Below are 21,228 nucleotides of genomic sequence, written 5' to 3'. Positions count from 1 at the left end.
TCAGCCGCCCGAATACTTGCGCAACAGCGCATTCACGTCGATGCGCTGTCCCTGAAGCAGCAACAACCGCGTATGCAGCACGAGGTTTTCCAGCACGAGCAGCGCGGTGGTGAGCATGTAGGTGAGATTGACGTCGCCGGGATTGAGTCCGCTGGACTGGAGCTTCCGATGCTTGTCCACGAGCGCGGTCATCACGAGGCTGCGCAGTTCGGGTTCTGCAAAGGGAAGATCGCCGTAGTCGACCGGATCTTCGCGTTCGAGTTCTGCGAGCATGCCCGTCAATTCGCTGATGGTCACTTCCATGGCTTCTCCCGGCTCAGGCACTGCGTGGACGGTGAACAGTGAACAATGCACAGCGTCTTCATGGTGCCACGGGCGCGCGCAAATTAAAACGGCCGGACGCAGGAACAGGCATCGAAGCGTAGACTCGATCCATGCAAACCGATCGCTGGGTGTCACGTCATGGCCAGACGCTTGCCTGAACCGTGGTATCGCCCGCCACAGGAAGAAGTCTGCGCGCTGTGCGGGCGCTTGGTGCCGCCCGCCGAACGCGACCTGCATCATCTCGTGCCGAAGTCGCAAGGCGGCAGGCAGACCGCCGTCCTGCATCGGATCTGTCATCGACAATTGCATGCGCTCTTCACGGAGAAGGAACTGGCGCAGCGTTATTCGACCGTCGAGGCGCTGCTCGCGCACGAAGCGGTGCGCGGGTTTGTCGAGTGGGTGAAGACCAAGCCGGACAGCTTCTATCAGCGCACGCGGCGTTCACGTTCACGCTGACACCGGCACCTCGCGCACGCACGGCGTCTCGCGCCGGTAAGCCGCCATGCCGAAGCGTTGCAGGATGAAGCTCTCGACGACCAGCTTCAGATCCGCTTCGCAAGGACGCGTGCCCCAGCGGCTGTTGCCCGCCACCGACGCCACCGCGAACCACGAGTGCGGCTGAAACAGTTCGACACGCAACAGGCCGCGCTCGAAAATCCTGAGCCGCCCGGTATCGATGTGGAATTCGGCGCTCACCGCGCCGCCCGGCATGTCGATGCTCGCCGTGATGGCCTTCGCTTTCATGGTCTCTTGGTCTCTCTCTGTGCGTTGCTTTGTCGCGTTGCTTTGTCATTGCCCGGCGCGCCTTCTTTCGCGTTGCAGACCACTCTGAACCGCAACGTGCGAAAACGGCCAGTCCCGCCTTAGCAGGGATCGGACCCGGGGGCGCGATTGCCGGATTCTCCAGCGGCGCCGCGAATGTCCAACCGTCCCGGCAGAAATTCCCCTATAGGCATACAGTACTGGCGTTGCGGATGGCCGCCGAAACATCGGCGCGATCCGCACGGCGTTCGCCAGAAGCACGCAGCGTCATGGCGAACGTTCGCTGTCGCACATAACATCACCCTGTCACCTTGCAGCGGTCACGTTTTTCCGTCGTGGAAAGATGCTCGTTCGTTCGCAAAAGATGCAAATACCGGAGGGAAGCAGACCATGTACAAAGCGTATTCCTATGCCGCCGCCGCAGCCGACAAACCGCTCGGTCCGCTCGAAATCAAGCGGCGCGAGGTCGGGGCGAACGACGTTCGTATCGACATCCTGTTCTGCGGCGTCTGCCACTCGGACCTGCACATGGCCAGGAACGAATGGGGCGCGTCGAACTATCCGATCGTGCCGGGGCATGAGATCGTCGGCCGGGTGGTCGAGGTCGGTGCGGACGTGTCGAAGTTCAAGGTGGGGCAACTCGCGGGCGTCGGCTGCATGGTCGATTCCTGCCGCGTCTGCGACGCCTGCAAGGAAGGCCTCGAACAGTTCTGCGACGGTCCGGACAGCTTCATCCAGACCTACAACTCGCCCGACCGCCAGTCCGGCGGCGTGACCTTCGGCGGCTATTCGACGAGCATGGTCGTCGATGAAGCCTACGTGCTGAGCGTGCCGGAAAATCTCGAACTCGCGGCTGTCGCACCGTTGCTGTGCGCAGGCATCACGACTTACTCGCCGCTGCGTCACTGGAACGTGCAGAAAGGGCAGAAGGTCGGCATCGTCGGACTGGGCGGCCTTGGACACATGGGCGTCAAGATCGCCGCCGCGATGGGCGCGCACGTGGTGCTGTTCACGACGTCGCCGGGCAAGATCGAGGACGCGAAGCGCCTGGGCGCGCATGAAGTCGTGATCTCGAAGGACCCGGACCAGATGGCCGCGCACGCCAACAGCTTCGACTTCATCCTGAACACGGTGGCCGCGTCGCACGACCTGGATCCGTTCATGGTGCTGCTCAAGCGCAACGGCACCATGACGCTGGTGGGCGTGCCGGAGCATCCGCATCCGTCGCCGGCGGTGTTCAACATGATCTTCAAGCGGCGCGCGCTGGCCGGGTCGCTGATCGGCGGCATCGCGGAGACGCAGGAGATGCTCGACTTCTGCGGCAAGCACGGCATCACCTCCGACATCGAGATGATCCGCATGGACGAAATCAATCACGCGTACGAGCGCATGCTGAAGAGCGACGTGAAGTATCGCTTCGTGATCGACATGTCGACGATGCCGAGCTAAGCAGCGTTGCCATGGCAGGCGCGGCGGAGGCTGCCGCGCCTGCACGAGCATGAATCACTGCGCGATGGCCGCGCGCAGTCTTTCGACGAAGCGCTCCGTCACCGCCGGCAAGGTCCGGCCTTTCTTCCGGATGAGCGCGACCGGCCGCACGAAGGCCGGGTGATCGATGGCTTTCACGACGAGCCCCGGCTCCGCGCGCACCTCGCGCGCCGTCTCGGGCAGGATCGTCACGCCGAGGCCGCCGCGCACCATCGCGACGGCGGTCATCATGTAAGTCGGCTCGCAGGCAATCTCCAGCGTTTCGCCCGTGGCGCCGAGCGCGGCATCGACGACCGCGCGCACGCTGGTGCCCGGCGCGGTGAGCACGAGCGGCTCGCGGGCGAGATCTTCCGGACCGATGCGCCGCTTCCGCGCCAGCGCATGGCCGCGCGGACACACCGCCACGAGCCGGTCGACGCCCGCGTGCAGCACCTCCAGCAACGGGTCCGCGACCTCGCCGCCCGTCAGCCCGATATCCGCTTCCTCGCTGCGCACGAGCGCGTTGACGGCGCTCGCCACGACATCGCGGATCTGAAAGGCGACGCGCGGCACCTCGCGCTTCATGCCGATGATCAGCTCCGGCAGCACGCTTGCCGCGAACGTGGGCAGGCACGCCAGGCGAATGGTGCCGCTGCCGCCTTCGCCGAGCGCGCGGGCGTCGCGCAGCACGTTCTCCATGTCGTTCAGCGACTTGCGCAGCAGCGGCAGCAGTTCGCGCCCGGTGGGCGTCAGCGCGACGTTGCGGCTATTGCGATCGAACAGCCGCGCGCCGACCGCCTCTTCCAGCCGGCGAATCTGCACGGTCAGCGCCGGTTGCGACAGATTGAGCCGCTGCGCCGCGCGCGTGAAACTGCCGGTGTCCGCCACCGCGACCAGCGCCCGGATGTCGCGAAGATTCAGATCCATTATGAGATGTGATGGCTGCGATCAAATCATTTCAATTGTGTTATCGCTGCAGCGAACTTACGCTGAACGGCATCAAAAAACAAGATTCGGAGACATGTTCATGCTGCCGTTGCTCGGCCTGGCCACCATCGTCGTCCTGCTCGGGGCGATCCTCTCAAAACGCATGTCGCCGCTCGTCGCGCTGATCATCGTGCCGATTGCCGCGTCGCTGCTCGGCGGCTTCGGCCTGCAGACCAGCAAGTTCGTCATCGATGGCCTGAAGAGTCTCGCGCCGGTCGTCGGCATGTTCGTGTTCGCGATCCTGTATTTCGGCACGATTACCGACGCCGGCACGCTCGATCCGATCATCGACCGCATCCTGCGCGCGGTCGGCACGAAGCCGACGCGCATCGTCATGGGCACGACGCTGCTCGCGCTCTTGATCCATCTGGACGGCTCCGGCGCGGTCTGCTTCCTCGTCACGATCCCGGCGATGCTGCCGCTCTACGAACGCCTCAAGATGGACAAGCGCGTGCTGGCGGCGGCGGTCTCCATGGCGGCGGGCATCAACTTCCTGCCCTGGACCGGGCCGATGATCCGCGCGTCCGCCTCGCTGCATCTGCCGATTTCGGCGCTGTTCAATCCGCTGATTCCGGTGCAGGCCGTGGGTCTCGTGTTCGTGTTCGGCATGGCGTGGTGGCTCGGACGACGCGAGGAAAAGCGCCTCGGCTACTCGGGCGCGAGCGGTGCCGTGCCGCTGCCGAAGCGCGAACTGACGCCCGAGGAACAGGCGCTGCGCCGGCCGAAGAATTTCTGGTTCAATATCGTGCTGACGGTCATCGTGCTCGGCACGATGGTCGTGATGGGCGAGAAGATCCCGCCCGCGATCATGTTCATGGTGGGCCTGTGCATCGCGCTGATGGTGAACTACCCGAACGTCGAGATGCAGCGCAAACGCATCGACGCGCACGCTCGCGCCGCGCTGATGATGGCCGGCATCCTGCTCGCGGCGGGCGTGTTCACCGGCGTCATGCAGGGCAGCGGCATGCTCAAGGCGATGGCGCAGGCAGCCGTCGGCTTCGTGCCGCCCGCGATGGCGGGGCACATTCCCGTCGTGCTCGGCGTGCTGTCGATGCCGCTCTCCATGCTGTTCGATCCCGATTCGTTCTATTTCGGCGTGCTGCCGGTGATCGCCGAAGTGGCGTCGCAACTGGGCGTCGCGCCGGTGCACGTCGGCCAGGCGGCGCTGCTCGGACAGATGACGACCGGCTTTCCCGTGAGTCCGCTCACGCCCGCGACCTTTCTCGTTGTCGGCCTGTGCGGCATCGATCTCGCGGACCATCAGAAATTCACCTTCCCGCTGCTGTTCGGCGCGTCGCTCGTCATGACGCTTGCGTGCGTGCTGCTGGGCGTGTTTCCGCTTTAATCCGGACTGGACGAAGTCATGAAGGACATCATCAGAATTGGCGCAGGGGCGGGCTATTCGGGCGACCGCATCGAACCGGCCGTCGAACTCGCGGAGCACGGCGCGCTCGACTATCTCGTGTTCGAGTGTCTCGCCGAGCGCACCATCGCGCTCGCGCAACAGTCGCGCCGCCACGATCCGGCGTCCGGCTACGACCCCTTGCTCGACGCGCGCATGCGCGCCGTGCTGCCCATCGCGGCGAAGAACGGCGTGCGCATCATCTCGAACATGGGCGCAGCCCATCCGCGCGCGGCGGCACGTCGGACAGAGGAGATCGCGCGCGAACTGGGCTTGTCGCTGAAGATCGCGGCCGTGACCGGCGACGACGTGCTCGACGTCGTGCTGAGCGCGCCGCTGCGTTTCGAGGAATCGGACGACGAGGTCGGCGGCTATGCCGAACGTATCGTCTCGGCGAACGCGTATCTCGGCGCGGCGCCGATCGTCGATGCCCTGGCTGCGGGCGCGGACATCGTTCTGACCGGGCGAGTGGCCGACCCGTCGCTGTTCGCCGCGCCGCTGATCCACGCATTCGGCTGGCGCATGGACGACTGGAATACGCTCGGCCAGGCGACGGTCGTGGGTCATCTGCTCGAATGCGCGGGCCAGGTGACAGGCGGCTATTTCGCCGATCCCGGTTGCAAGGACGTGAACGGGCTTGCCCGTCTGGGCTTTCCGATCGGCGAAGTGAGCGCGGACGGATCGGTGGTCGTGACCAAGGTGCCGCACGCGGGCGGCAGCGTGACGGAAGCGACCTGCAAGGAACAACTGCTCTACGAAATCCACGATCCCGCGCGTTACCTCCAGCCGGACGTCGTCGCCGATTTCACCCAGGTCCGCGTCGCGCAGGAAGCGCCGGACCGTGTGCGCGTGACGGGCGGGCGCGGTCATGAACGCACCGGGACGCTCAAGGTATCGGTGGCGTATGTGGACGGCTTCATCGGCGAAGGACAGATTTCCTATGGCGGACCGGGCGCGCTGGCACGTGCGCGACTGGCGCTCGATATCGTGCGGGAACGGCTCGCGCTCACGGGCGTCGAGACGTCCGAACTGCGCTTCGACCTGATCGGCGTGAACGCGCTGTATGGCGAGACGCTGGCCGCCGGTCACGCGGAACCGTACGAAGTCCGCGTGCGCGTGGCGGGACGCGCTGCGAACGCGCGCGAAGCGGCGCGCATCGGCAACGAGGTCGAGACGCTCTATACCAACGGTCCGGCAGGCGGCGGCGGCGTGACGAAGGCGACGCGTGAAGTCATCGCCGTGCAGTCGGTGCTGTTGCCGTGCGAACAGGTGAACCCGGCTTTCGAATTCGTGGAGACAAACGATGAAACTGCGTGAACTGGCCCACGGCCGAACCGGCGACAAGGGCAACACGCTCAATGTCTCGGTGATCTGCTACGACCCGCAACACTACGCGCATGTACGCGAGCAAGTCACGCCGGGACGTGTCAAGGCGCATCTCGCGGACGTCGTGAAAGGCGCCGTCGTGCGCCATGAACTGCCGAATTTGCATGCGTTCAACTTCGTGCTGAGTCATGCGCTCGGCGGCGGCGTCACGCGTTCCCTCGCGCTCGATGCACACGGCAAGTCGGTGAGCGCCGCGTTACTCGACATTGAAATCGATGCGCCCGCGTGAGGGGCGGATGAATAGTGAATACGCATGCGAATTGCATCTTCAGATCGTGGGACTAACTAACTTTCCCGGCCAAAATAGGTAAAAAGCTCTGTCTGAAGATAGACAAAAAATAGCCAATACTCGCCCTGATGCTGTCGTTAGACTTTTTTACATTTTTGTTGTCTGGCTGTCCTTAAACGTCTGAATACAATCCGTTTTGTCAAAAGATTGTGTCGTCGTCTGGACAATGAGAACGAAGCCAACAACGCAGTTTTCCGGCTTCGGGTCAGCGCCCGATGCTGTCGAGGCAAAGTCGCGCACGAGGGCGCGGAACGAGCAGTCGGCAATTCGTTCCGTGGCATGCGCGGCCAGCCGTCATCGCCCGAAATCCATCCGGGCGTCCATCTCGTTGACACGCAGGGCCGTTGCGGATTGTCCGTGCGCGCGACTGCGGCTGGCCTTCCCGGAACAACGGGGGCGCCGTTCCCTCACGGATTGATCGAAGCGCTTCGCGGCTTTTCAAGAGGCTTCTGTCGAGCAACATCCAGCACTGAGTCATTCCCGTCAGAATTCGGGTCTCACGCTATCGCGGCGTTCGCGATGTCAACTCACGCTCGGCGGCCACCGGTATCTACCGGGCGCCGGTGACGCATTGACTTCGCCACTGCGCCGCATCGCGTCAAATGCGAGTCAAGTAACTTGATCTACGACAACTTCAAGCGGCATCAACGAGGCGCCTTACGTACCTTCAGGACCTTGATCGCCGCGTGCGTTTTGTTTGCGAGCGTCGTGCCGCGCCTGGCGTCCGCCGCGACGCCAGCGGACCCGAGCCTCGCGGACGCTTTCTCTCACCTCGCCGCCGATGTGCAGGAAACGCGCACCGTCACGCTCAGGCAACTCGGCTTGCTGGAAAGCGTCGCGCTCAATGCGCCCGATACGCGCCGCGAATTCTTCCTGCCCGTGCCCGCGGGCGTGCCGCTCAAGGACGCCGCGCTACAGTTCGACGGCGGCTATGTGCGCGGCGACGGCGGCCGCGTGACCATGCTGCTCTCGCTCGACGGCTCGCCGGTGCTGGCGCGCGCCTTCACGCAGGACGCAGGCGGCGTGTCGCTGAATCTGGGCGTGGACGGCGCGCCGCGCAACGCCGGTTTCGTGCGGCTCGGACTGGGCTTTGCGTCGGTGATCAATCAGAACGACTGCACGGACCAGACGGCCATCGGCAATGTCTTGCGCGTGGACCCGGGCACGCGTCTCACCTTCCGCTTCGATCCGGCCGACGTGCAGGACCTGCGCACCGCATGGAGCGCGTTGCCGTATGCGCCGGTGCTGGCGGTGTCGGGGCGCAAGCTGTCGAGCAGCGCCTACGATGCCGCATGGCGCACCGACGCGCTCTTGCAGCGCGACGGCAAGCGGCCCGTGATGCAGGCGCTGCCAGCGCCGGGCGATACGGTGGATCTGGGCGAGCTCGACGTTCCCGCGCCGCTGCGCGCGATCCCCGCATTCGCCGCGCTGGCCGGCGGCGGCAAGCATGTGCTCGCGAACCAGGCGGAACTGGGCGCGCTGGTGGCGCTGGGTCCGCGCACGGCGTTCGGTCCCGACGTGGTGGTCGCCGATGAACCCCTGCGGCGCACGCTCGGCGCGGCGCTCGATGCGTTGCGGCTGCAAGTGACCGGCACATCCGCCGACGCGCTCGCCGCGTTCGATACCTGGCGCAAGCGCACGGCTTCGCAACTGACGGCGCCGCTCGCGCCGGGCGAGGTGCGCATCGCGCACGTGGGCGGACGGGCGCTGATCGTGGTGGGCGACACGCGCGGCATCGGCGCGCTGGCGCATGGCTGGCGGCCCATCGACGTATCCGACCGGGTGATCGTGCATCGCATCGACGTGGAGCAGCAGGCGCGCGGCGACGACATTCCGCTGGCCGATCTCGGCGGCGATCCGCGCAGCATCGACGTGCAGACCGACGCTTCGTGGGTCGCGCGCTTCGACCTCGCCGCGGCCTCGGGCAACGGACGCCTGCCGGCGCAGGTGGTGCTGGATCTGGCGGCGTCGCCGACGCTCTCCAACGGCGGCGCGACCGCCACGGTCTACTTCAACGACGTGATGATCGGCGCGCGTCTCATCAATGTCGATGGCGCGCGCCAGCGGCTGGTGGCGTCGATCCCGCGCTACGCGCTTGCGCGCACCAACGAGTTGCGCGTGTCGTTCCGCCGTCAGCCGGATGCCGGATGCCAGGCGCGTCAGGCGTATCCGGTCGCGGTCCTGCCGACCAGCCATCTGCGGCTCGCGAAGGCCACGCCCGAGGACAGCTTCGCGGGGATGGCGGCGCGCTATGCGTCGTCGGCGACGGTGTATGTGCCGCGCGCCTATCTCGACGACGCGCTCGCCAGCGTGCCGCGTCTGGCCGTGCTGACCGGCGCGGCGGGCATCGCGCCGGCCACCGCGAAATTCGCCGTGGCGTCCGCGCAGGCCGCCACACAGCCGGACGGCCCGTTCCTCGCCGCGGACGTGAGCTTCGACGGCGAGAAGAACCCCGCGTTGTATTCGGCGCAGCGGCTGTCGCTGAGCTCGCCTTCCGGCGACACGCTGCTCGACATGTCGGGTCTCTCGCGCGTCGGGGTGGTGAGCGTGGCGAGCGCGGGCGGGCAGAGCGGCATCGTCTATCGCTCGGCAGGCGCGGCGCCCGTGCTCACCGACAAGCTCCAGCTTTCGCGCGGCAATATCGCCGTGGTGGACGGCAGCGGCGTGCTCAAGCAGTTCAACACCGTCAACCCCGACGAACTCTCCGACGAACCCGCAAGCAGCACCGACTGGGTCACGCATCACTGGGCGCGCTGGGGCATTCCGGGCGTGCTGGTGGTGCTGCTGCTCGCGCTGATCGTGCTGGCGGGACGGGCGCGGCGCAGACATCGGGCCGAACAGCGCCGCGCGCAGGACGAGGACCGCGCGTGATGCTGGAGACGCTCAGGTGGTACGGCGGCATCCTGCTCGCCGATTACTACCAGGGACTGGAGTACATGGCCGCGACGGTTGCGGCCATCATCCTGCTGTCGAGCGTGGATGATCTCTTCATCGACGTCTGGTACTGGACGCGCAAGCTCTGGCGGCGCGTGACGGTGGAGCGGCGTTACGCGCCGCTCACGGTCGAGCAGCTCTATGCGCGCGATGAACAGCCCATCGCGATCATGGTGCCCGCGTGGCACGAGCAGGACGTGATCGCCGCGATGATCGAGGACCTCGTGCGGGTGCTGGATTACCGCGCGTACACGGTGTTCGTCGGCACTTATCAGAACGATGCCGCGACGATTGCCGAAGTGGAGCGCATGCGGCATCGCTACAAGCATCTGCACCGCGTGGAAGTGCCGCACGACGGCCCGACCTGCAAGGCCGACTGCCTCAACTGGCTCGTGCAGGCCATCATGCATTACGAGTTCGAGGCGGGCATCGAGTTCGCGGGCATCGTCATGCATGACAGCGAAGACGTGCTGCATCCCGTCGAGCTGAAGTTCTTCAATTACCTTCTGCCGCGCAAGGACATGATCCAGTTGCCGGTGGCGTCGCTGGAACGCCACTGGTTCGAACTCGTCGCGGGCACCTACATGGACGAGTTCGCCGAATGGCATGGGAAGGATCTCGTGGTGCGCGAGAGTCTGGCGGGCGCGGTGCCTTCGGCGGGCGTGGGCACGTGCTTCTCGCGTCGCGCCATGCGCGCGCTGGTTGAGCAGACGGAACAGCAGCCGTTCAATACCGAGAGCCTGACCGAGGACTACGACATCGGCGCGCGCATTCTCAAGCTCGGCATGCAGTCCATCTTTCCGCTGTTTCCGGTCGAATTCACGACGCGCCGCAAGGGCTGGTTCGGCCTCGGGCCCGAGCGCGAGATCCGCATGACCATGCCGCTGTGCGTGCGCGAGTTCTTCCCCGATACCTTTCGCACCGCCTACCGGCAACGCGCGCGCTGGACGCTCGGCATCGGCCTGCAAGGCTGGGCGCTGACGGGCTGGAGCGGCTCGCTGGCGAACCGCTATCTGCTGCTGCGCGATCGCAAGGGCGTCGTGACGGCCTTCGTCGGCATGCTTGCTTATCTGCTCGCGGGGCAGTTCATGCTGTTCGCCGCGGCGTCGTACTTTCGCATTGCCACGCGCTTCTTTCCGTCGCCGTTCATCGATTCGGGATGGCTTCAGGCGCTGCTGATCGCGAATTCGATTGCGCTCGTGCTGCGCGTCACGCAACGCATCATCTTCACGACGCGCCTGTACGGCTGGGAGCACGGCGTGCTTTCGGTGCCGCGCATGGTGATCGGCAATGTCATCAACTTCATGGCGGTGTCGCGCGCGTGGCGGCTGTTCATCGTGCATGCGTTGACGGGGCGCAGGCTCGCATGGGACAAGACCATGCACGATTTCCCGAGCAACGAAGGCCTGCGCGACACGCGTCAGGAACTGGGCGAACTGCTCGTCTCCTGGCAGGCGATCGATCCCGAGCGGCTCGAAGAGGCGCGCCGCACTGAACATGCGCGCGAGGCGCCGATCGGGCGCGTGCTCATCACGCGCGGCTGGCTCGACGAAGAGACGCTCGCGGAGGCGATCGCGTTCCAGGCGGACTTGCCGCGCGGCCGCTTCGATCCGCTGCGCATGGACCTCACCCAGGTGGCGCAGCCGGACGCACTCGTGCGGTTGCGCGCGCTGCCGCAGGGCTTCGATACGAACGGTCACGCGCTGTTCGTCTGCGCGAGCCTGCTCGACGATGCCGCGCTCGCCGAACTGAGCGCGGCGGCGGGGCGCGCGGTGAGCTTGCAGGTGGTGCGCGAAAGCGAGATCACGGCGGGCCTGCGGATGATGCGCGCGGTCGGGCGGCTGGTTCATCCGGACGCGGCGGATGACGAGCGCTTGTCCGAACCCGGCGATGAACCCGTCGCGGACGGCGTACCGCTGCTCGGCGACCTCATGATCGAGATGGGGCTCGTCACGCGCGGCGCGTTCGAGACGGCGTTGCAGCAGTATCGGCCGGAGCGGCATGGGCGGATCGGCGATTATCTGGTGGCGGAAGGGGTGATCACGCACGAGGCGTTGACCGTCGCAATTGGCGAGCAGCGCCGCCGCCATCGCACGCGGACCGCTAAGTCGTGACGGCGCGTCTTTCTCGCCGCTTGGGCGTCGCGGCCTGGGCCGCCGCGACGCTGTGCGCGCCGAACGCTTCCCGAGCCGATGCGAACTTGCCGCTGCCCTTGAGCGGCGCGTCGTATCGCGTGGCGCGCGAGGCTTTCGCGGCCTACGACGAACACCGTTACGCCGCTGCCGTCGCCGGCGCGCGCGAAGCGATCCGCCAGCGGCCCGACGTGCCCGAACTGCGTCTGCTGCTGGCGAATGCGCTGGCGGCGCGCGGGCGTCTGAAAGAGGCGCGGCGCGTGCTGGATGACGCAGTCGCACAGTTCGGGCCGACGCCTGCGGTGACGGCGCGGCGCCGGCAGATCGGGATCCTGATTGCGTCGGGCGGCATCGGCGGCGTGCCGGGCGATCTGCCGGTGCCGGCGCTCGAGGCGGCGCGCGCTGCGTATCGGGCTTATGGACGGAAGGACTACGCAGTCGCGGCAAGCGCGGGCCGCGAGGCGGTGCGGCTCGCGCCACACGTGGAGCGCCTGCGCGATCTGCTGATCGATTCCCTTGCGGCGAGTGGCGACGATGCCGCCGCGTGGACCGCCGCCGTCGATGCGACGGCGCGCTTCGGCGACAGCGACGGTTTGCGTGCGCGGCGGCGTTTCATTGGCGACCGGCTCGCGCCGGCCGAATCGCGGGCGGCGTATGCGGCGCGCGAGAAGGGCGATCTCGATGAAGCGCAGCGGCGCGCGCAGCAGGCGCTGGACTATGCCCCGTGGCGCGCGGATTACCGCATGCAGCTGATCGAGACGATGTTCGCGCGCGCTGATCTGGCGGGCGTGGAAGCGGTAGCCGGCGATGCCGTCGCGCGGAATCCCGACGATGCGCTTGCGTGGGCGCTGCGCGGCTATGCGCGTGCGGCGCGCGGCGCGGATGGCGACTTCGCGCGGGTGCTGTCGGCGTCGGTTGCATCGGATGATGAACGGCAGGAACGCGACGCCCGCGTGGCGCGGACCATCGTCGCAGACGTGCGACTGGCCCGGGGCGATGCGCAAGGCGCGCTCGATGCGCTGCCTCCGCCACGCTCGAAGGCCGCAGACGACACCGATGCCGCCATCGCCTTGCGCCGCCATCGTGCGCAGTCGCTGGCGCGGCGCGGCGTGACGCAAGCCGTGCAAGTCGATCCGCTGGCGCGTCCGACCTTCGAATGCCGCGCCGATGAATTCGGCGCATCGTGCGATGTCTACGCGCACGATCCGGCGCTGGCCGCGACCCGCGCGGCGCGTCTGGCGGAGCAGCGCGGCGAGCGCGGTGCTGCGGCGGACGAATGGCGCACGGCGATTGCCGCCGTGCCGGACGATCCGCAACCGCGTATCGCGCTGATCGACGACCTCGTGGCGTTGGGTCGTACGCGTGAGGCGTCGGAAGCGGCGCGCGGCGTTATCGACGCACAGCTGCTCGATGCGCTGACCGACGTGCAGGCGGCGTTCGTCGCACAACGCGCCGGGGATAATGCGCTCGCGCTGGATTACTTCGCGCGTGCGGACCGCAACGGGACGTTGCCTGCATCCGCGCAAGCCGATGCGGGTTACGCGGCGCTCGGGACGCATCGTGCGGGCGAGGGCGCGCGCTATCTGGAGCATGCCATCGACCGCAGCGCGGACGGTCCCGCCGACGAAGCGCTCTCCGCGCAGGCGCTGAACGATGCCCGCGCCGCGCACGCCGAAGCCACGCGCAACTGGGGCTTCAGCGCGGCGGTGAACTATCGTGGCAATGGCGCGCAGCAGGGCGTGGCGTTCTCGCCGGTGCCGGGCGTGTCGAACAACTGGCAGGCGGGCGTGGAAGCGTACTGGCGTCCGTTCGGCAGTCTCGGCGACCGCATGTTCGAAGTCTATGCGCGCAGCTACGAGAACTTCGGCGTGAAGGGCGGCGGCCCGTCGGGAACCTCGACCTTGCAGGCGGCGTTTGGCGCGCGGGTGAAGCCGTTTGCGTCGGCCAATGCGATCTTCGCCATCGAGAAGATCGTGCCGCTCGGCTCGGACGTGCGCTCGGACTGGCTGGCGCGCGCCGCCTACTCGAACGGTTTCGGCGACGCCCGCCGGCTCGATGTGCCGAGCTGGTGGACCGGCACGGTCTACGGCGAAGCGGGGCATTACATCGCGAATCATTCGAGCTACGCGACGGCCAACGCGCGTCTCGGCCGCAGCTATCGCGTGGATGCGCTCAGTCCGCGCCTGACCGTGTTTCCGCATGCGGTGGTCGGTATGGACTACGACTCGGCGATCGATCACAGCGTGCCGGTGGGCGTCGGCGCGGGCGTGTCGGCGCGTTATGCGTTCCGCGGCGGCAGGTATGACGCGCCGCGCTCGTTCGTCGATGTATCGGTGCAATACCGCTTCCGGGTCGCGGGCGACGACCGCGCGAAAGGCGTGTTCTTCGGTGCGGTATTCTCGTACTGACGCCACTGTCTTCCGCTTGCCGCGCCATGTTCCCGTTTCTGCATTTTCATCCGCTGATGGCCGCGCGCTGCGCCGTGCTGGCGGCCGCGTGCTGCGCCTTCTCCGTTGCTTGCGCCGATACCGCGCCGCCACGGCTGGTGCACGGCATGGTCTGGCAACCCGACAACGCCCATGCGGACCCGCACGGCGACTGGGACAAGCTGGGTGCGCACGAACTCATCGTGCAGTGGACGGCGGTGGACGGTCTCTCCTTCCTGCCGGGAACCGGGTTGCGCATGGCGGCACGGCTGCCGGACTGGGAGCGCATCGGGCAGGAGCCGTGGGCGCGCGACGTCATCATCGGGCTGGCAGGCCGTTTCGACGAAGCTGCCGCGCGCGCGAACACGGCACAGCTGTTCAACGAATCGATGCAGCTCGTGGATGCGCGTCCGCCGGTGCATGTCACGGGCTACTACTTTCCTGTCGAGATCGATCCGACCTGGCAGAACGCGGGTGCGTTGCGCGCGACGCTGGATGCGCTGCCCCGGCCGTTGTGGATCAGCGTCTACGACCGCGCGAATGTGGGCGGCACGGCGCTGGCCGCGTGGCTCGACGAATGGCTGCCGCGCGATGTCGGCGTGTTGCTGCAGGATGGTTGCGGCGTGTATGCGCGCGAGCCGCGCGTGGCGCGGGAGTATGCGGATCAGCTGGCGGCGAAGCTGGGGCGCGGGCGGGTCAGGATCATCGCGGAGGCGTTTCGGCCACAGGTGGGAGAGGGTTTTCGCGCGGCTACGGCGGCGGAGCTGAAGCCGCAGATCGATGCGTATCGGGGCTATCGGATTTATCTGTTCGACGGTCCGCATTATGTGTCGAACACGCTCGTGCAGCAGTTGCTTGATGCGTACGGGAAGCGGTGATAACGGGTTGTGACGTGAAAAGTCTGAATTCTTCAAGTTGTTGCGGATGGTTGATGACGGCTGAACTCGACCAGTTAGATTGAACGCTCTAAAAGCCCGATGGCGCATGCCATGCCTTAAACGTCAGTCCTTGGCCTTCAGGATGTCTGAGTTAGTCCGCAATGCCAGTTCCTCTTCTCGACGCCTCCGCGTGGTGTGAATTTCGCGGCATTCCCGCCTGTGACGGGGCCAACCACACGATCCATTTCGCCACTATCCGCGACGCGTTCGGACAGTTGCGCAGTTGTTTCGTGAAACTTCTCAAGCCCAATACGCCAGCGCTCTTGTGCGAGGCGGTGGGATGGGTGCTGGCGGCATCGGTGGGGGTGCCGGTGCCGGGATTCGGCGCAGTCGTGCTCGTTCCTGTCGAGCAACTGCGAAAGAACATGGCGTTACCCAACTGGACCAACGGTCTGAACATGTGCGCCGCGTGGTGCTGTGAGATTGTTGCGGGGAAGTCCGTCAAGCAGGTGCACAAGTGGGCCTTCTGGCTTTCGCGCAAAGGCTGTCTGCGGAGCCAGGACGTCCGCTCCATGGCGGCCTTCGACGTCTGGACGGACAACCGTGACCGCAACTTCGGCAATCTCATCCGGAGCTCGAACGGCAGTTACGTTGCAATCGACCACGAGACTTTGCTTCACGACATACTCTGGCTATCCATGGGCGTCTCCTATACCTCTCGTAGTCTGCTCGACGAAGCGCAGCAGCATCTTTTTCCTCGGAAGAGCTGAAGGCGTTCCATAGCGCCATGGCCGTTTCCGCGGACACGCACCAACGCGCGCTGTCATCGGTGCAGGCTTCATTGAGCACGTTCATCAACGTGCTTTCGCCTGACGCCGCGCCCGAACTGCCGCAGGGCATCATGGGTTATCTGACCTACCGTGCCAATCCGGGCTGGCTTGCGCAGAAGCTTGGGGTGATCGCATGAATCTTTCATCCCTCTTCCGCGACCTCGGGAACCCCGAGCATCTGGCTCGTCTGGCCACGGCAACCGTCAAGCCATCTTTCTCGGGAATCTGGGGCACCGTCGAGCTACAGCCGGACGTCTTCATTCCGCAACGCTTCAGCGTTGGCGTTATCGTGCAGCCCGAAGGCAAGGCGCTGAAGTTCAAGCTTCTCGAAGACTACAAAAGCTTCGAGTGCGTCTATGGAGAGGCCTTCCCGCGCCGCGCCTTCCGCGAAATCATGACGCATGTCGAGGAAACGCTGCATCGCGCCGCCCGCCACCAGACCGCGATGAACGCAGTCACGTTCGGCTCGGCCACGTTGCAGGTGTCGGCGCCTGCCTATACGTCCGGCGACGACGTCGAATCCACGGTAGACCGTCTATTCCAGGAAGTCGTTGTCATGGCGCCGAAGGTCAAGGCGGCCCGGCGAGGCTTCGCGTCCCTCGACACGTCACGCGTGCGGGCGCTCGTGAACGAGGAGTTGAAGCGAATTGCCCATCTCGACTACGAGAAGTTCGTGCTTGGCACGGAGAGCGGTTCGGGTGAGTTCGTGGACGACCGGGGCGTGCAGCACTTCCTCGACTTCAACCTGAAAACCGGCACAGCGTGCGGAAGCGTCGTGTCGGCTGTCCACAAGAACGCCAGTACCGTCGAATTCAACGTGCTCAAATCCAGCCGCGACCTGACCACGTATTCGCGGATTCGAAACTTGAAGGACACGGGGCTTTTCCTGCTGCTGCCTGACAAGCAGCAACTCGAAGCACGTGAGTACAAGAGCATTCTCGACGTCATCGAGGAACAGGCGTGGAAACTGAAGCGCGACGGCTTCCGCGTCGTCAGCCTGCCGTCCGAAACCGAATTTGGCTCAGGAAATCTATGAGTGGGCGCTGCCGTCGCTCCAATAACGCGTTCCGCATCACAACATCGGCACATGCAAGTGATGCGGATCACCCAGCATATCCGCCACGCGTCGCAACGCTTCCCTGCAATCCTCGCGATCCTGCGGGCCACCAAGACACAAACGCAACGCATTTGGCGGATTACCGTCGGTCGAAAACGCCGCGCCCGCCACCGCTCCGATGCCCTGATTGCGTAACTGCAACGCCAGTTCCGGCGCGCTCCAGTCGCATACCGATGGCACCGGCAGCCAAAGATGGAAACCGTGCGAGTTGGCATCGAAGGCGAATTCGTGCAGTTCCGCCAATGCAATTGCCTGCCGTGCGGCCGCTTCCTCGCGGATCGCGTTCAGCACGTCGGCGGCGGTGCCGTCATTGACCCAGTGCGTCGCGAGCAGCACGGTGAACGGACTCGGCATCACCGAGGTCGCGCGCAAGGCGCCTGCAATCCGCTGCGTCTGGCGCGGCGTCGGCGCGCTCAGGTAAGCCACGCGCAAGCCCGCGCCCAGCGTCTTCGACAAGCCGGTCACGTGATAGGTCAGTTCGGGCGCGAGTTCGGCCAGTGTCGGCGGCGCATCGGGCGGCAACATGCCGTAAGGCTCGTCCTCGATGATCGGCACGTTGTAGCGCAGCGCCACGTCGGCGATGGCCTCACGCCGCCTGCGTGTCAACGTCAGCGTGCTCGGATTCTGCAAGGTCGGATTGCAATAGAAGCCGCCCGGCTTCTCAGTCCTGCACAGTGCCTCGAACGCATGCGGCAGCGGCCCTTCGTCGTCGCGCGGCAGCGCTTGCAGACGCACGCCCAATTGCGAGGCAATCGCCTTGATGCCCGGATAGGCGAGCGAGTCCAGACAGATCATCTCGCCCGGCCGCGCAAGTTGCGACACCAGCGCGACCAGCGCCCCGTGGATGCCCGGGCACACGAGCACCGTATCGGTGTCGCAGGCGGGCACGCGCGGCCGCAGCCAGTCGCGTCCCGCCGCCCGATCAACCGGCAAGCCGCCGAAATCCTGATAGCGCAGCAACTGGAACGGATCGGCGCGTTCCATCAGCCGCGCCGCCGAAGCCCGCAGCCGCGCGGCGAGCGCGGGCGGCTCCGGCGGCATGTTCATCGACATCTCGACGCTCCCGCCACCCGCCAGCGGCAAGGTCTGCGTCCTGCCGCGCACGAAGGTGCCGCTGCCCGCGCGGGCGTCGAGCAGGCCGCGCTTGCGTGCTTCCGCATAGGCGCGCGCGACGGTCGTGTAGTTGAGACTCAGCAGGCCGGCGAGATCGCGCAGGCCGGGCAGCCGGTCGCGTGGCCGCAGACGGCCGCTCGCGAGATCTTCCTCGATCAGATCGGGAATCGTCAGGTAAGCGGGCTTCCTGCTTTCTTCGAGCTTCCTGATCCAGTGATGTGCCGGCTGATTCATGTCCGCGATGATCCTCGCAACAGGTTCGCTCGATCCTGGCATGTCAAAACAATCGAAGGGAAAAAGATCGCATCGGCAGATTGGACTTGATTGCATTGATCGCATCGATGCACGTCTTCGGTGTACGACGCACCATGCTCACGCCCGTTTGCGCTGAAATCGTGCGAACGCCATCCACGCACCTTCTCCCACTTGCGTCGATAAAGCCCTTCCAGCAAGGCTCAGGCAAAAATTTTTCGGTTCCGTCGAGCAAGTTTGTTTTGCTTGATTGCAAAGTGATTGCATTTCGCGGGCCAATCATTGGCATACCCGTTGCGTTTGAAGACCCGTCGACGCGCTGCATGGACGAGCGCACCGGCATCGAACCTCACACTCATCGGAGAAAGCCATGCCCGCAGTCAATCAACCGCTTCACAAGAACGGCGATTATCTGGTCGACTACGAAGAGAAAGTCTTCGAGGACGTGAAGGCCGAGCCTGGTGAGAAAGCGCTCGTCACGTTTCACACGGTCGCGTTCGAAGGGTCGATCGGCTTCGTGAACCTGTTGCAGGCCACGCGTCTGCAACGCAAGGGCTTCGATACCTCCGTGCTGCTGTACGGCCCCGGCGTCACGCTCGGTCTGCAGCGCGGCTTTCCGACGCTCGGCGATGAAGCCTTCCCCGGTCATCTCAACTTCAACAAGCAACTGCAGAAGTTCATGGCCGAAGGCGGCAAGGTCTACGCCTGCCGCTTCGCTTTGCAGGCGCTGTATGGACACGGCGAGGCGTCGCTCATCGAAGGCATCCGCCCGATCAATCCGCTCGACGTGCTGGACATCCAGCTGCTCCATCGCAAGGAGAACGCGCTGATCATCCATACCTGGACCGTGTGACGATCATGCCCGATGCCCTTTCGACACCGCGTATCGTGCGCGCGGCGGCCGTGCAGATCACACCGGACTTCGAGCGCCCGAACGGCACGCTCGACCGCGTCTGCACGGCCATCGACGAAGCTGCGGCGCAGGGCGTGCAGCTGATCGTCTTCCCCGAGACCTTCGTGCCGTACTACCCGTACTTCTCGTTCGTGCGCGCGCCGGTGGCATCGGGCGCGGATCACATGAAGCTGTACGAGCAGGCCGTGGTGGTGCCCGGCCCGGTCACGCAGGCCGTGTCCGAGCACGCGCGGCTGTGCAACATGGTCGTCGTGCTGGGCGTGAACGAACGCGATCACGGCAGCCTGTACAACACCCAACTCATCTTCGATACCGACGGCACGCTGCGCCTCAAGCGCCGCAAGATCACGCCGACCTTCCACGAACGCATGATCTGGGGCCAGGGCGACGCGGCGGGCCTGAAAGTGGTGAACACCGGCGTGGGACGCGTCGGCGCGCTGGCGTGCTGGGAACACTACAACCCGCTCGCGCGCTACGCGCTGATGACGCAGCACGAAGAGATCCATTGCAGCCAGTTCCCCGGCTCGCTGGTGGGGCCGATCTTCGCGGAACAGATCGAAGTGACGATCCGCCACCACGCGCTGGAGTCGGGCTGCTTCGTCGTCAACGCGACCGGCTGGCTGACCGACGCGCAGATCGAAGCCATCACGCCCGATCCCAGCCTGCAACGCGCGCTGCGCGGCGGCTGCAACACGGCGATCGTGTCGCCGGAAGGCCAGCATCTCGCCGAGCCGCTGCGCGAGGGCGAAGGCATGGTGATCGCCGATCTCGACATGGCGCTCATCACCAAGCGCAAACGCATGATGGATTCGGTTGGCCACTATGCGCGGCCCGAGTTGCTGAGCCTCGCGATCAACGATCGCCCGGCATCGCCCGTCACTTCTTTCAAGGACACCCACGACGATGAACGCCCGCGAGAAACTGCCGGCATCGAGCCGGCAATTGATGACTGAACTGCAGTCGGCCGGCCTGCGGCTGGTCGATCCGCGCGCGGGCGTGTCGAGCCGGCGCGGCGGCGCGGGGCCATCGGACCACAAGGCCGTGACGGTGGACGGCGTGACCATCATGGTTCCCGTGCATACGAGCAGCGCATGGGATTCGCCGTTCGTCGCGGGTCAGCCGGATGCGCACGGCATCAGCGCGCTGACGCGCAACGCCATTCCGATCGCCAGCATCAGCTTTCCGCAAGCGCCGCGTTTCTACGCGATGCAGACGCTCGACGGCGTGCCGTACTCGCATATCGCGACGCTGCACAGCGCCGATGTGCTCGCCACCACCGTGCTGCAAACCTGCATCCGTTATGAGAGCCGCCGCAAGTCGTGCAAGTTCTGCGCGATCGGCCAGTCGCTGGCGGCGGGCCGCACGATTGCGCACAAGACGCCGGAGCAGCTTGCCGAAGTGGCGCGCGCGGCGGTGTTGCTGGACGGCGTCAGGCACATGGTGCTGACGACCGGCACACCGCCGACGCCCGATCGCGGCGCGCGGGTGCTGTGCGAGAGCGCGTTCGCGATCAAGGCCGCCGTGAATCTGCCGATCCAGGCGCAATGCGAGCCGCCCGACGACGACCGCTGGTTCGAGCGCATGAAGGCGAGCGGCATCGATACGCTCGGCATGCATCTGGAAGCCGTCACGCCGGCCGTGCGCGAGCGCATCATGCCGGGCAAGGCGACGGTGCCGGTGACGCGCTACATGGAAGCGTTCGAAGCGGCGGTCGCGGTGTTCGGCCGCGGCCAGGTGAGCACCTACATCCTGGCGGGACTGGGCGACAGCGCGGAGGACATCGTCGGGATGGCGCGCGAGCTGATCGCGCTCGGCGTGTATCCGTTCGTCGTGCCCTTCGTGCCGATCAGCGGCACACCGCTCGAAGATCATCCCGCGCCCGCGCCCGAGTTCATGCGTGCGGTGCTGGCGCCCATCGGCGCGATGCTTGGCGAAGCCGGCATGCGTTCCGCCGACATCAAGGCGGGCTGCGGCAAATGCGGCGCGTGTTCATCGCTGTCATCGTACGAGGCCTGA

The 21,228-nt window shown here is 65.9% G+C and carries 20 protein-coding genes; 15 read left to right on the top strand and 5 right to left on the bottom strand.

Annotated elements, in window-relative coordinates; genetic code table 11:
• Positions 1–303: a hypothetical protein gene (locus QCE69_RS27435; protein WP_309817900.1), complete on the bottom strand. Its 303-nt coding sequence runs from the start codon at positions 301–303 to the stop codon at positions 1–3.
• A 159-nt stretch (positions 304–462) separates the two neighbouring features.
• Here QCE69_RS27435 and QCE69_RS27430 point away from each other — a divergent pair, with 159 nt between their 5' ends.
• Entirely contained in the window at positions 463–780 is a 318-nt protein-coding gene (locus tag QCE69_RS27430) for an HNH endonuclease signature motif containing protein (RefSeq protein ID WP_309934046.1), read from the top strand.
• Here the strand turns inward: QCE69_RS27430 and QCE69_RS27425 are convergent.
• Positions 772–1,068: a hypothetical protein gene (locus QCE69_RS27425; RefSeq protein WP_309925055.1), complete on the bottom strand. Its 297-nt coding sequence runs from the start codon at positions 1,066–1,068 to the stop codon at positions 772–774. The two genes, QCE69_RS27430 and QCE69_RS27425, sit on opposite strands and share 9 nt — an antisense overlap.
• A 408-nt stretch (positions 1,069–1,476) precedes the next feature.
• Here QCE69_RS27425 and QCE69_RS27420 point away from each other — a divergent pair, with 408 nt between their 5' ends.
• Positions 1,477–2,535 (top strand): NAD(P)-dependent alcohol dehydrogenase, encoded by a 1,059-nt coding sequence (locus QCE69_RS27420; protein ID WP_309925053.1) that lies wholly within the window; start codon positions 1,477–1,479, stop codon positions 2,533–2,535.
• A gap of 54 nt (positions 2,536–2,589) precedes the next feature.
• Here the strand turns inward: QCE69_RS27420 and QCE69_RS27415 are convergent, their stop codons facing one another.
• Positions 2,590–3,480 carry a LysR family transcriptional regulator gene (locus tag QCE69_RS27415; protein WP_309934043.1) on the bottom strand — a complete coding sequence of 297 codons (891 nt, stop codon included), beginning with the start codon at positions 3,478–3,480 and terminating at the stop codon, positions 2,590–2,592.
• A 100-nt stretch (positions 3,481–3,580) separates the two neighbouring features.
• Between QCE69_RS27415 and QCE69_RS27410 the strand changes: the two genes are divergently transcribed.
• The 10 genes from QCE69_RS27410 to QCE69_RS27365 all read left to right on the top strand — a co-directional run bounded on the left by QCE69_RS27410 (position 3,581) and on the right by QCE69_RS27365 (position 16,853).
• Positions 3,581–4,885 carry a citrate:proton symporter gene (locus tag QCE69_RS27410; RefSeq protein ID WP_309925050.1) on the top strand — a complete coding sequence of 435 codons (1,305 nt, stop codon included), beginning with the start codon at positions 3,581–3,583 and terminating at the stop codon, positions 4,883–4,885.
• An 18-nt stretch (positions 4,886–4,903) separates the two neighbouring features.
• Positions 4,904–6,259, top strand: coding sequence for an acyclic terpene utilization AtuA family protein (locus tag QCE69_RS27405; protein WP_309934041.1), 1,356 nt, complete (start codon positions 4,904–4,906; stop codon positions 6,257–6,259).
• Positions 6,246–6,557, top strand: a complete 312-nt coding sequence (locus QCE69_RS27400) for a hypothetical protein (protein ID WP_309934040.1) — start codon at positions 6,246–6,248, stop codon at positions 6,555–6,557. The genes QCE69_RS27405 and QCE69_RS27400 overlap by 14 nt, the downstream gene beginning before the upstream one ends.
• 753 nt (positions 6,558–7,310) lie before the next feature.
• Positions 7,311–9,488: a cellulose biosynthesis cyclic di-GMP-binding regulatory protein BcsB gene (locus QCE69_RS27395; RefSeq protein ID WP_309934038.1), complete on the top strand. Its 2,178-nt coding sequence runs from the start codon at positions 7,311–7,313 to the stop codon at positions 9,486–9,488.
• Positions 9,485–11,665, top strand: a complete 2,181-nt coding sequence (locus tag QCE69_RS27390; RefSeq protein ID WP_309934035.1) for a glycosyl transferase family protein — start codon at positions 9,485–9,487, stop codon at positions 11,663–11,665. Before QCE69_RS27395 ends, QCE69_RS27390 begins: the two co-directional genes overlap by 4 nt.
• Positions 11,662–14,091, top strand: a complete 2,430-nt coding sequence (locus QCE69_RS27385) for an NfrA family protein (protein ID WP_309934033.1) — start codon at positions 11,662–11,664, stop codon at positions 14,089–14,091. The genes QCE69_RS27390 and QCE69_RS27385 overlap by 4 nt, the downstream gene beginning before the upstream one ends.
• A 26-nt stretch (positions 14,092–14,117) precedes the next feature.
• Positions 14,118–14,987 carry a hypothetical protein gene (locus tag QCE69_RS27380; RefSeq protein ID WP_409021237.1) on the top strand — a complete coding sequence of 290 codons (870 nt, stop codon included), beginning with the start codon at positions 14,118–14,120 and terminating at the stop codon, positions 14,985–14,987.
• A 161-nt stretch (positions 14,988–15,148) separates the two neighbouring features.
• The gene (locus tag QCE69_RS27375) at positions 15,149–15,757 is read left to right on the top strand and encodes a HipA family kinase (protein WP_309934031.1); all 609 of its coding nucleotides are present in this window, start codon (positions 15,149–15,151) and stop codon (positions 15,755–15,757) included.
• A 17-nt stretch (positions 15,758–15,774) separates the two neighbouring features.
• A complete protein-coding gene (locus tag QCE69_RS27370; RefSeq protein ID WP_309934029.1) occupies positions 15,775–15,954 on the top strand; it encodes a hypothetical protein in 180 nt (59 codons plus the stop codon).
• On the top strand, positions 15,951–16,853 hold the full coding sequence (locus QCE69_RS27365; protein ID WP_309934027.1) for a hypothetical protein: 903 nt from the start codon (positions 15,951–15,953) through the stop codon (positions 16,851–16,853). Before QCE69_RS27370 ends, QCE69_RS27365 begins: the two co-directional genes overlap by 4 nt.
• A 36-nt stretch (positions 16,854–16,889) precedes the next feature.
• Here QCE69_RS27365 and QCE69_RS27360 read toward each other — a convergent pair whose 3' ends face one another.
• On the bottom strand, positions 16,890–18,281 hold the full coding sequence (locus QCE69_RS27360; protein ID WP_309934026.1) for a PLP-dependent aminotransferase family protein: 1,392 nt from the start codon (positions 18,279–18,281) through the stop codon (positions 16,890–16,892).
• A 43-nt stretch (positions 18,282–18,324) separates the two neighbouring features.
• Positions 18,325–18,624 carry a hypothetical protein gene (locus tag QCE69_RS27355; protein ID WP_309934024.1) on the bottom strand — a complete coding sequence of 100 codons (300 nt, stop codon included), beginning with the start codon at positions 18,622–18,624 and terminating at the stop codon, positions 18,325–18,327.
• A gap of 45 nt (positions 18,625–18,669) precedes the next feature.
• On the opposite strand from QCE69_RS27355, the gene QCE69_RS27350 reads away from it, so the two are divergent.
• Genes QCE69_RS27350 through QCE69_RS27340 form a run of 3 tightly spaced genes read left to right on the top strand, consistent with a single transcriptional unit; the run spans position 18,670 to position 21,228 of the window.
• Complete coding sequence (locus tag QCE69_RS27350) at positions 18,670–19,152, top strand: MSMEG_0572/Sll0783 family nitrogen starvation response protein (protein WP_309817869.1); 483 nt, start codon at positions 18,670–18,672, stop codon at positions 19,150–19,152.
• A gap of 5 nt (positions 19,153–19,157) precedes the next feature.
• Complete coding sequence (locus tag QCE69_RS27345; RefSeq protein WP_309934022.1) at positions 19,158–20,165, top strand: Nit6803 family nitrilase; 1,008 nt, start codon at positions 19,158–19,160, stop codon at positions 20,163–20,165.
• Positions 20,158–21,228 (top strand): MSMEG_0568 family radical SAM protein, encoded by a 1,071-nt coding sequence (locus QCE69_RS27340; RefSeq protein WP_309925334.1) that lies wholly within the window; start codon positions 20,158–20,160, stop codon positions 21,226–21,228. Before QCE69_RS27345 ends, QCE69_RS27340 begins: the two co-directional genes overlap by 8 nt.

Source organism: Caballeronia sp. LZ032 (genome assembly GCF_031451315.1).
In the GTDB taxonomy this organism is placed as follows: Bacteria; Pseudomonadota; Gammaproteobacteria; order Burkholderiales; family Burkholderiaceae; genus Caballeronia.
Note: the sequence above shows the minus strand (reverse complement) of the source record. Positions and strands in the feature narration are given on the sequence as shown.

What these genes read in the sequence shown, in the direction of transcription:
- QCE69_RS27435 (WP_309817900.1), bottom strand. Translation starts at nt 303, where the DNA reads ATGGAAGTGACCATCAGCGAATTGACGGGCATGCTCGCAGAACTCGAA.
- QCE69_RS27430 (WP_309934046.1), top strand. Translation starts at nt 463, where the DNA reads ATGGCCAGACGCTTGCCTGAACCGTGGTATCGCCCGCCACAGGAAGAA.
- QCE69_RS27425 (WP_309925055.1), bottom strand. Translation starts at nt 1,068, where the DNA reads ATGAAAGCGAAGGCCATCACGGCGAGCATCGACATGCCGGGCGGCGCG.
- QCE69_RS27420 (WP_309925053.1), top strand. Translation starts at nt 1,477, where the DNA reads ATGTACAAAGCGTATTCCTATGCCGCCGCCGCAGCCGACAAACCGCTC.
- QCE69_RS27415 (WP_309934043.1), bottom strand. Translation starts at nt 3,480, where the DNA reads ATGGATCTGAATCTTCGCGACATCCGGGCGCTGGTCGCGGTGGCGGAC.
- QCE69_RS27410 (WP_309925050.1), top strand. Translation starts at nt 3,581, where the DNA reads ATGCTGCCGTTGCTCGGCCTGGCCACCATCGTCGTCCTGCTCGGGGCG.
- QCE69_RS27405 (WP_309934041.1), top strand. Translation starts at nt 4,904, where the DNA reads ATGAAGGACATCATCAGAATTGGCGCAGGGGCGGGCTATTCGGGCGAC.
- QCE69_RS27400 (WP_309934040.1), top strand. Translation starts at nt 6,246, where the DNA reads ATGAAACTGCGTGAACTGGCCCACGGCCGAACCGGCGACAAGGGCAAC.
- QCE69_RS27380 (WP_409021237.1), top strand. Translation starts at nt 14,118, where the DNA reads ATGTTCCCGTTTCTGCATTTTCATCCGCTGATGGCCGCGCGCTGCGCC.
- QCE69_RS27375 (WP_309934031.1), top strand. Translation starts at nt 15,149, where the DNA reads ATGCCAGTTCCTCTTCTCGACGCCTCCGCGTGGTGTGAATTTCGCGGC.
- QCE69_RS27370 (WP_309934029.1), top strand. Translation starts at nt 15,775, where the DNA reads ATGGCCGTTTCCGCGGACACGCACCAACGCGCGCTGTCATCGGTGCAG.
- QCE69_RS27365 (WP_309934027.1), top strand. Translation starts at nt 15,951, where the DNA reads ATGAATCTTTCATCCCTCTTCCGCGACCTCGGGAACCCCGAGCATCTG.
- QCE69_RS27360 (WP_309934026.1), bottom strand. Translation starts at nt 18,281, where the DNA reads ATGAATCAGCCGGCACATCACTGGATCAGGAAGCTCGAAGAAAGCAGG.
- QCE69_RS27355 (WP_309934024.1), bottom strand. Translation starts at nt 18,624, where the DNA reads ATGCAGCGCGTCGACGGGTCTTCAAACGCAACGGGTATGCCAATGATT.
- QCE69_RS27350 (WP_309817869.1), top strand. Translation starts at nt 18,670, where the DNA reads ATGCCCGCAGTCAATCAACCGCTTCACAAGAACGGCGATTATCTGGTC.
- QCE69_RS27345 (WP_309934022.1), top strand. Translation starts at nt 19,158, where the DNA reads ATGCCCGATGCCCTTTCGACACCGCGTATCGTGCGCGCGGCGGCCGTG.
- QCE69_RS27340 (WP_309925334.1), top strand. Translation starts at nt 20,158, where the DNA reads ATGACTGAACTGCAGTCGGCCGGCCTGCGGCTGGTCGATCCGCGCGCG.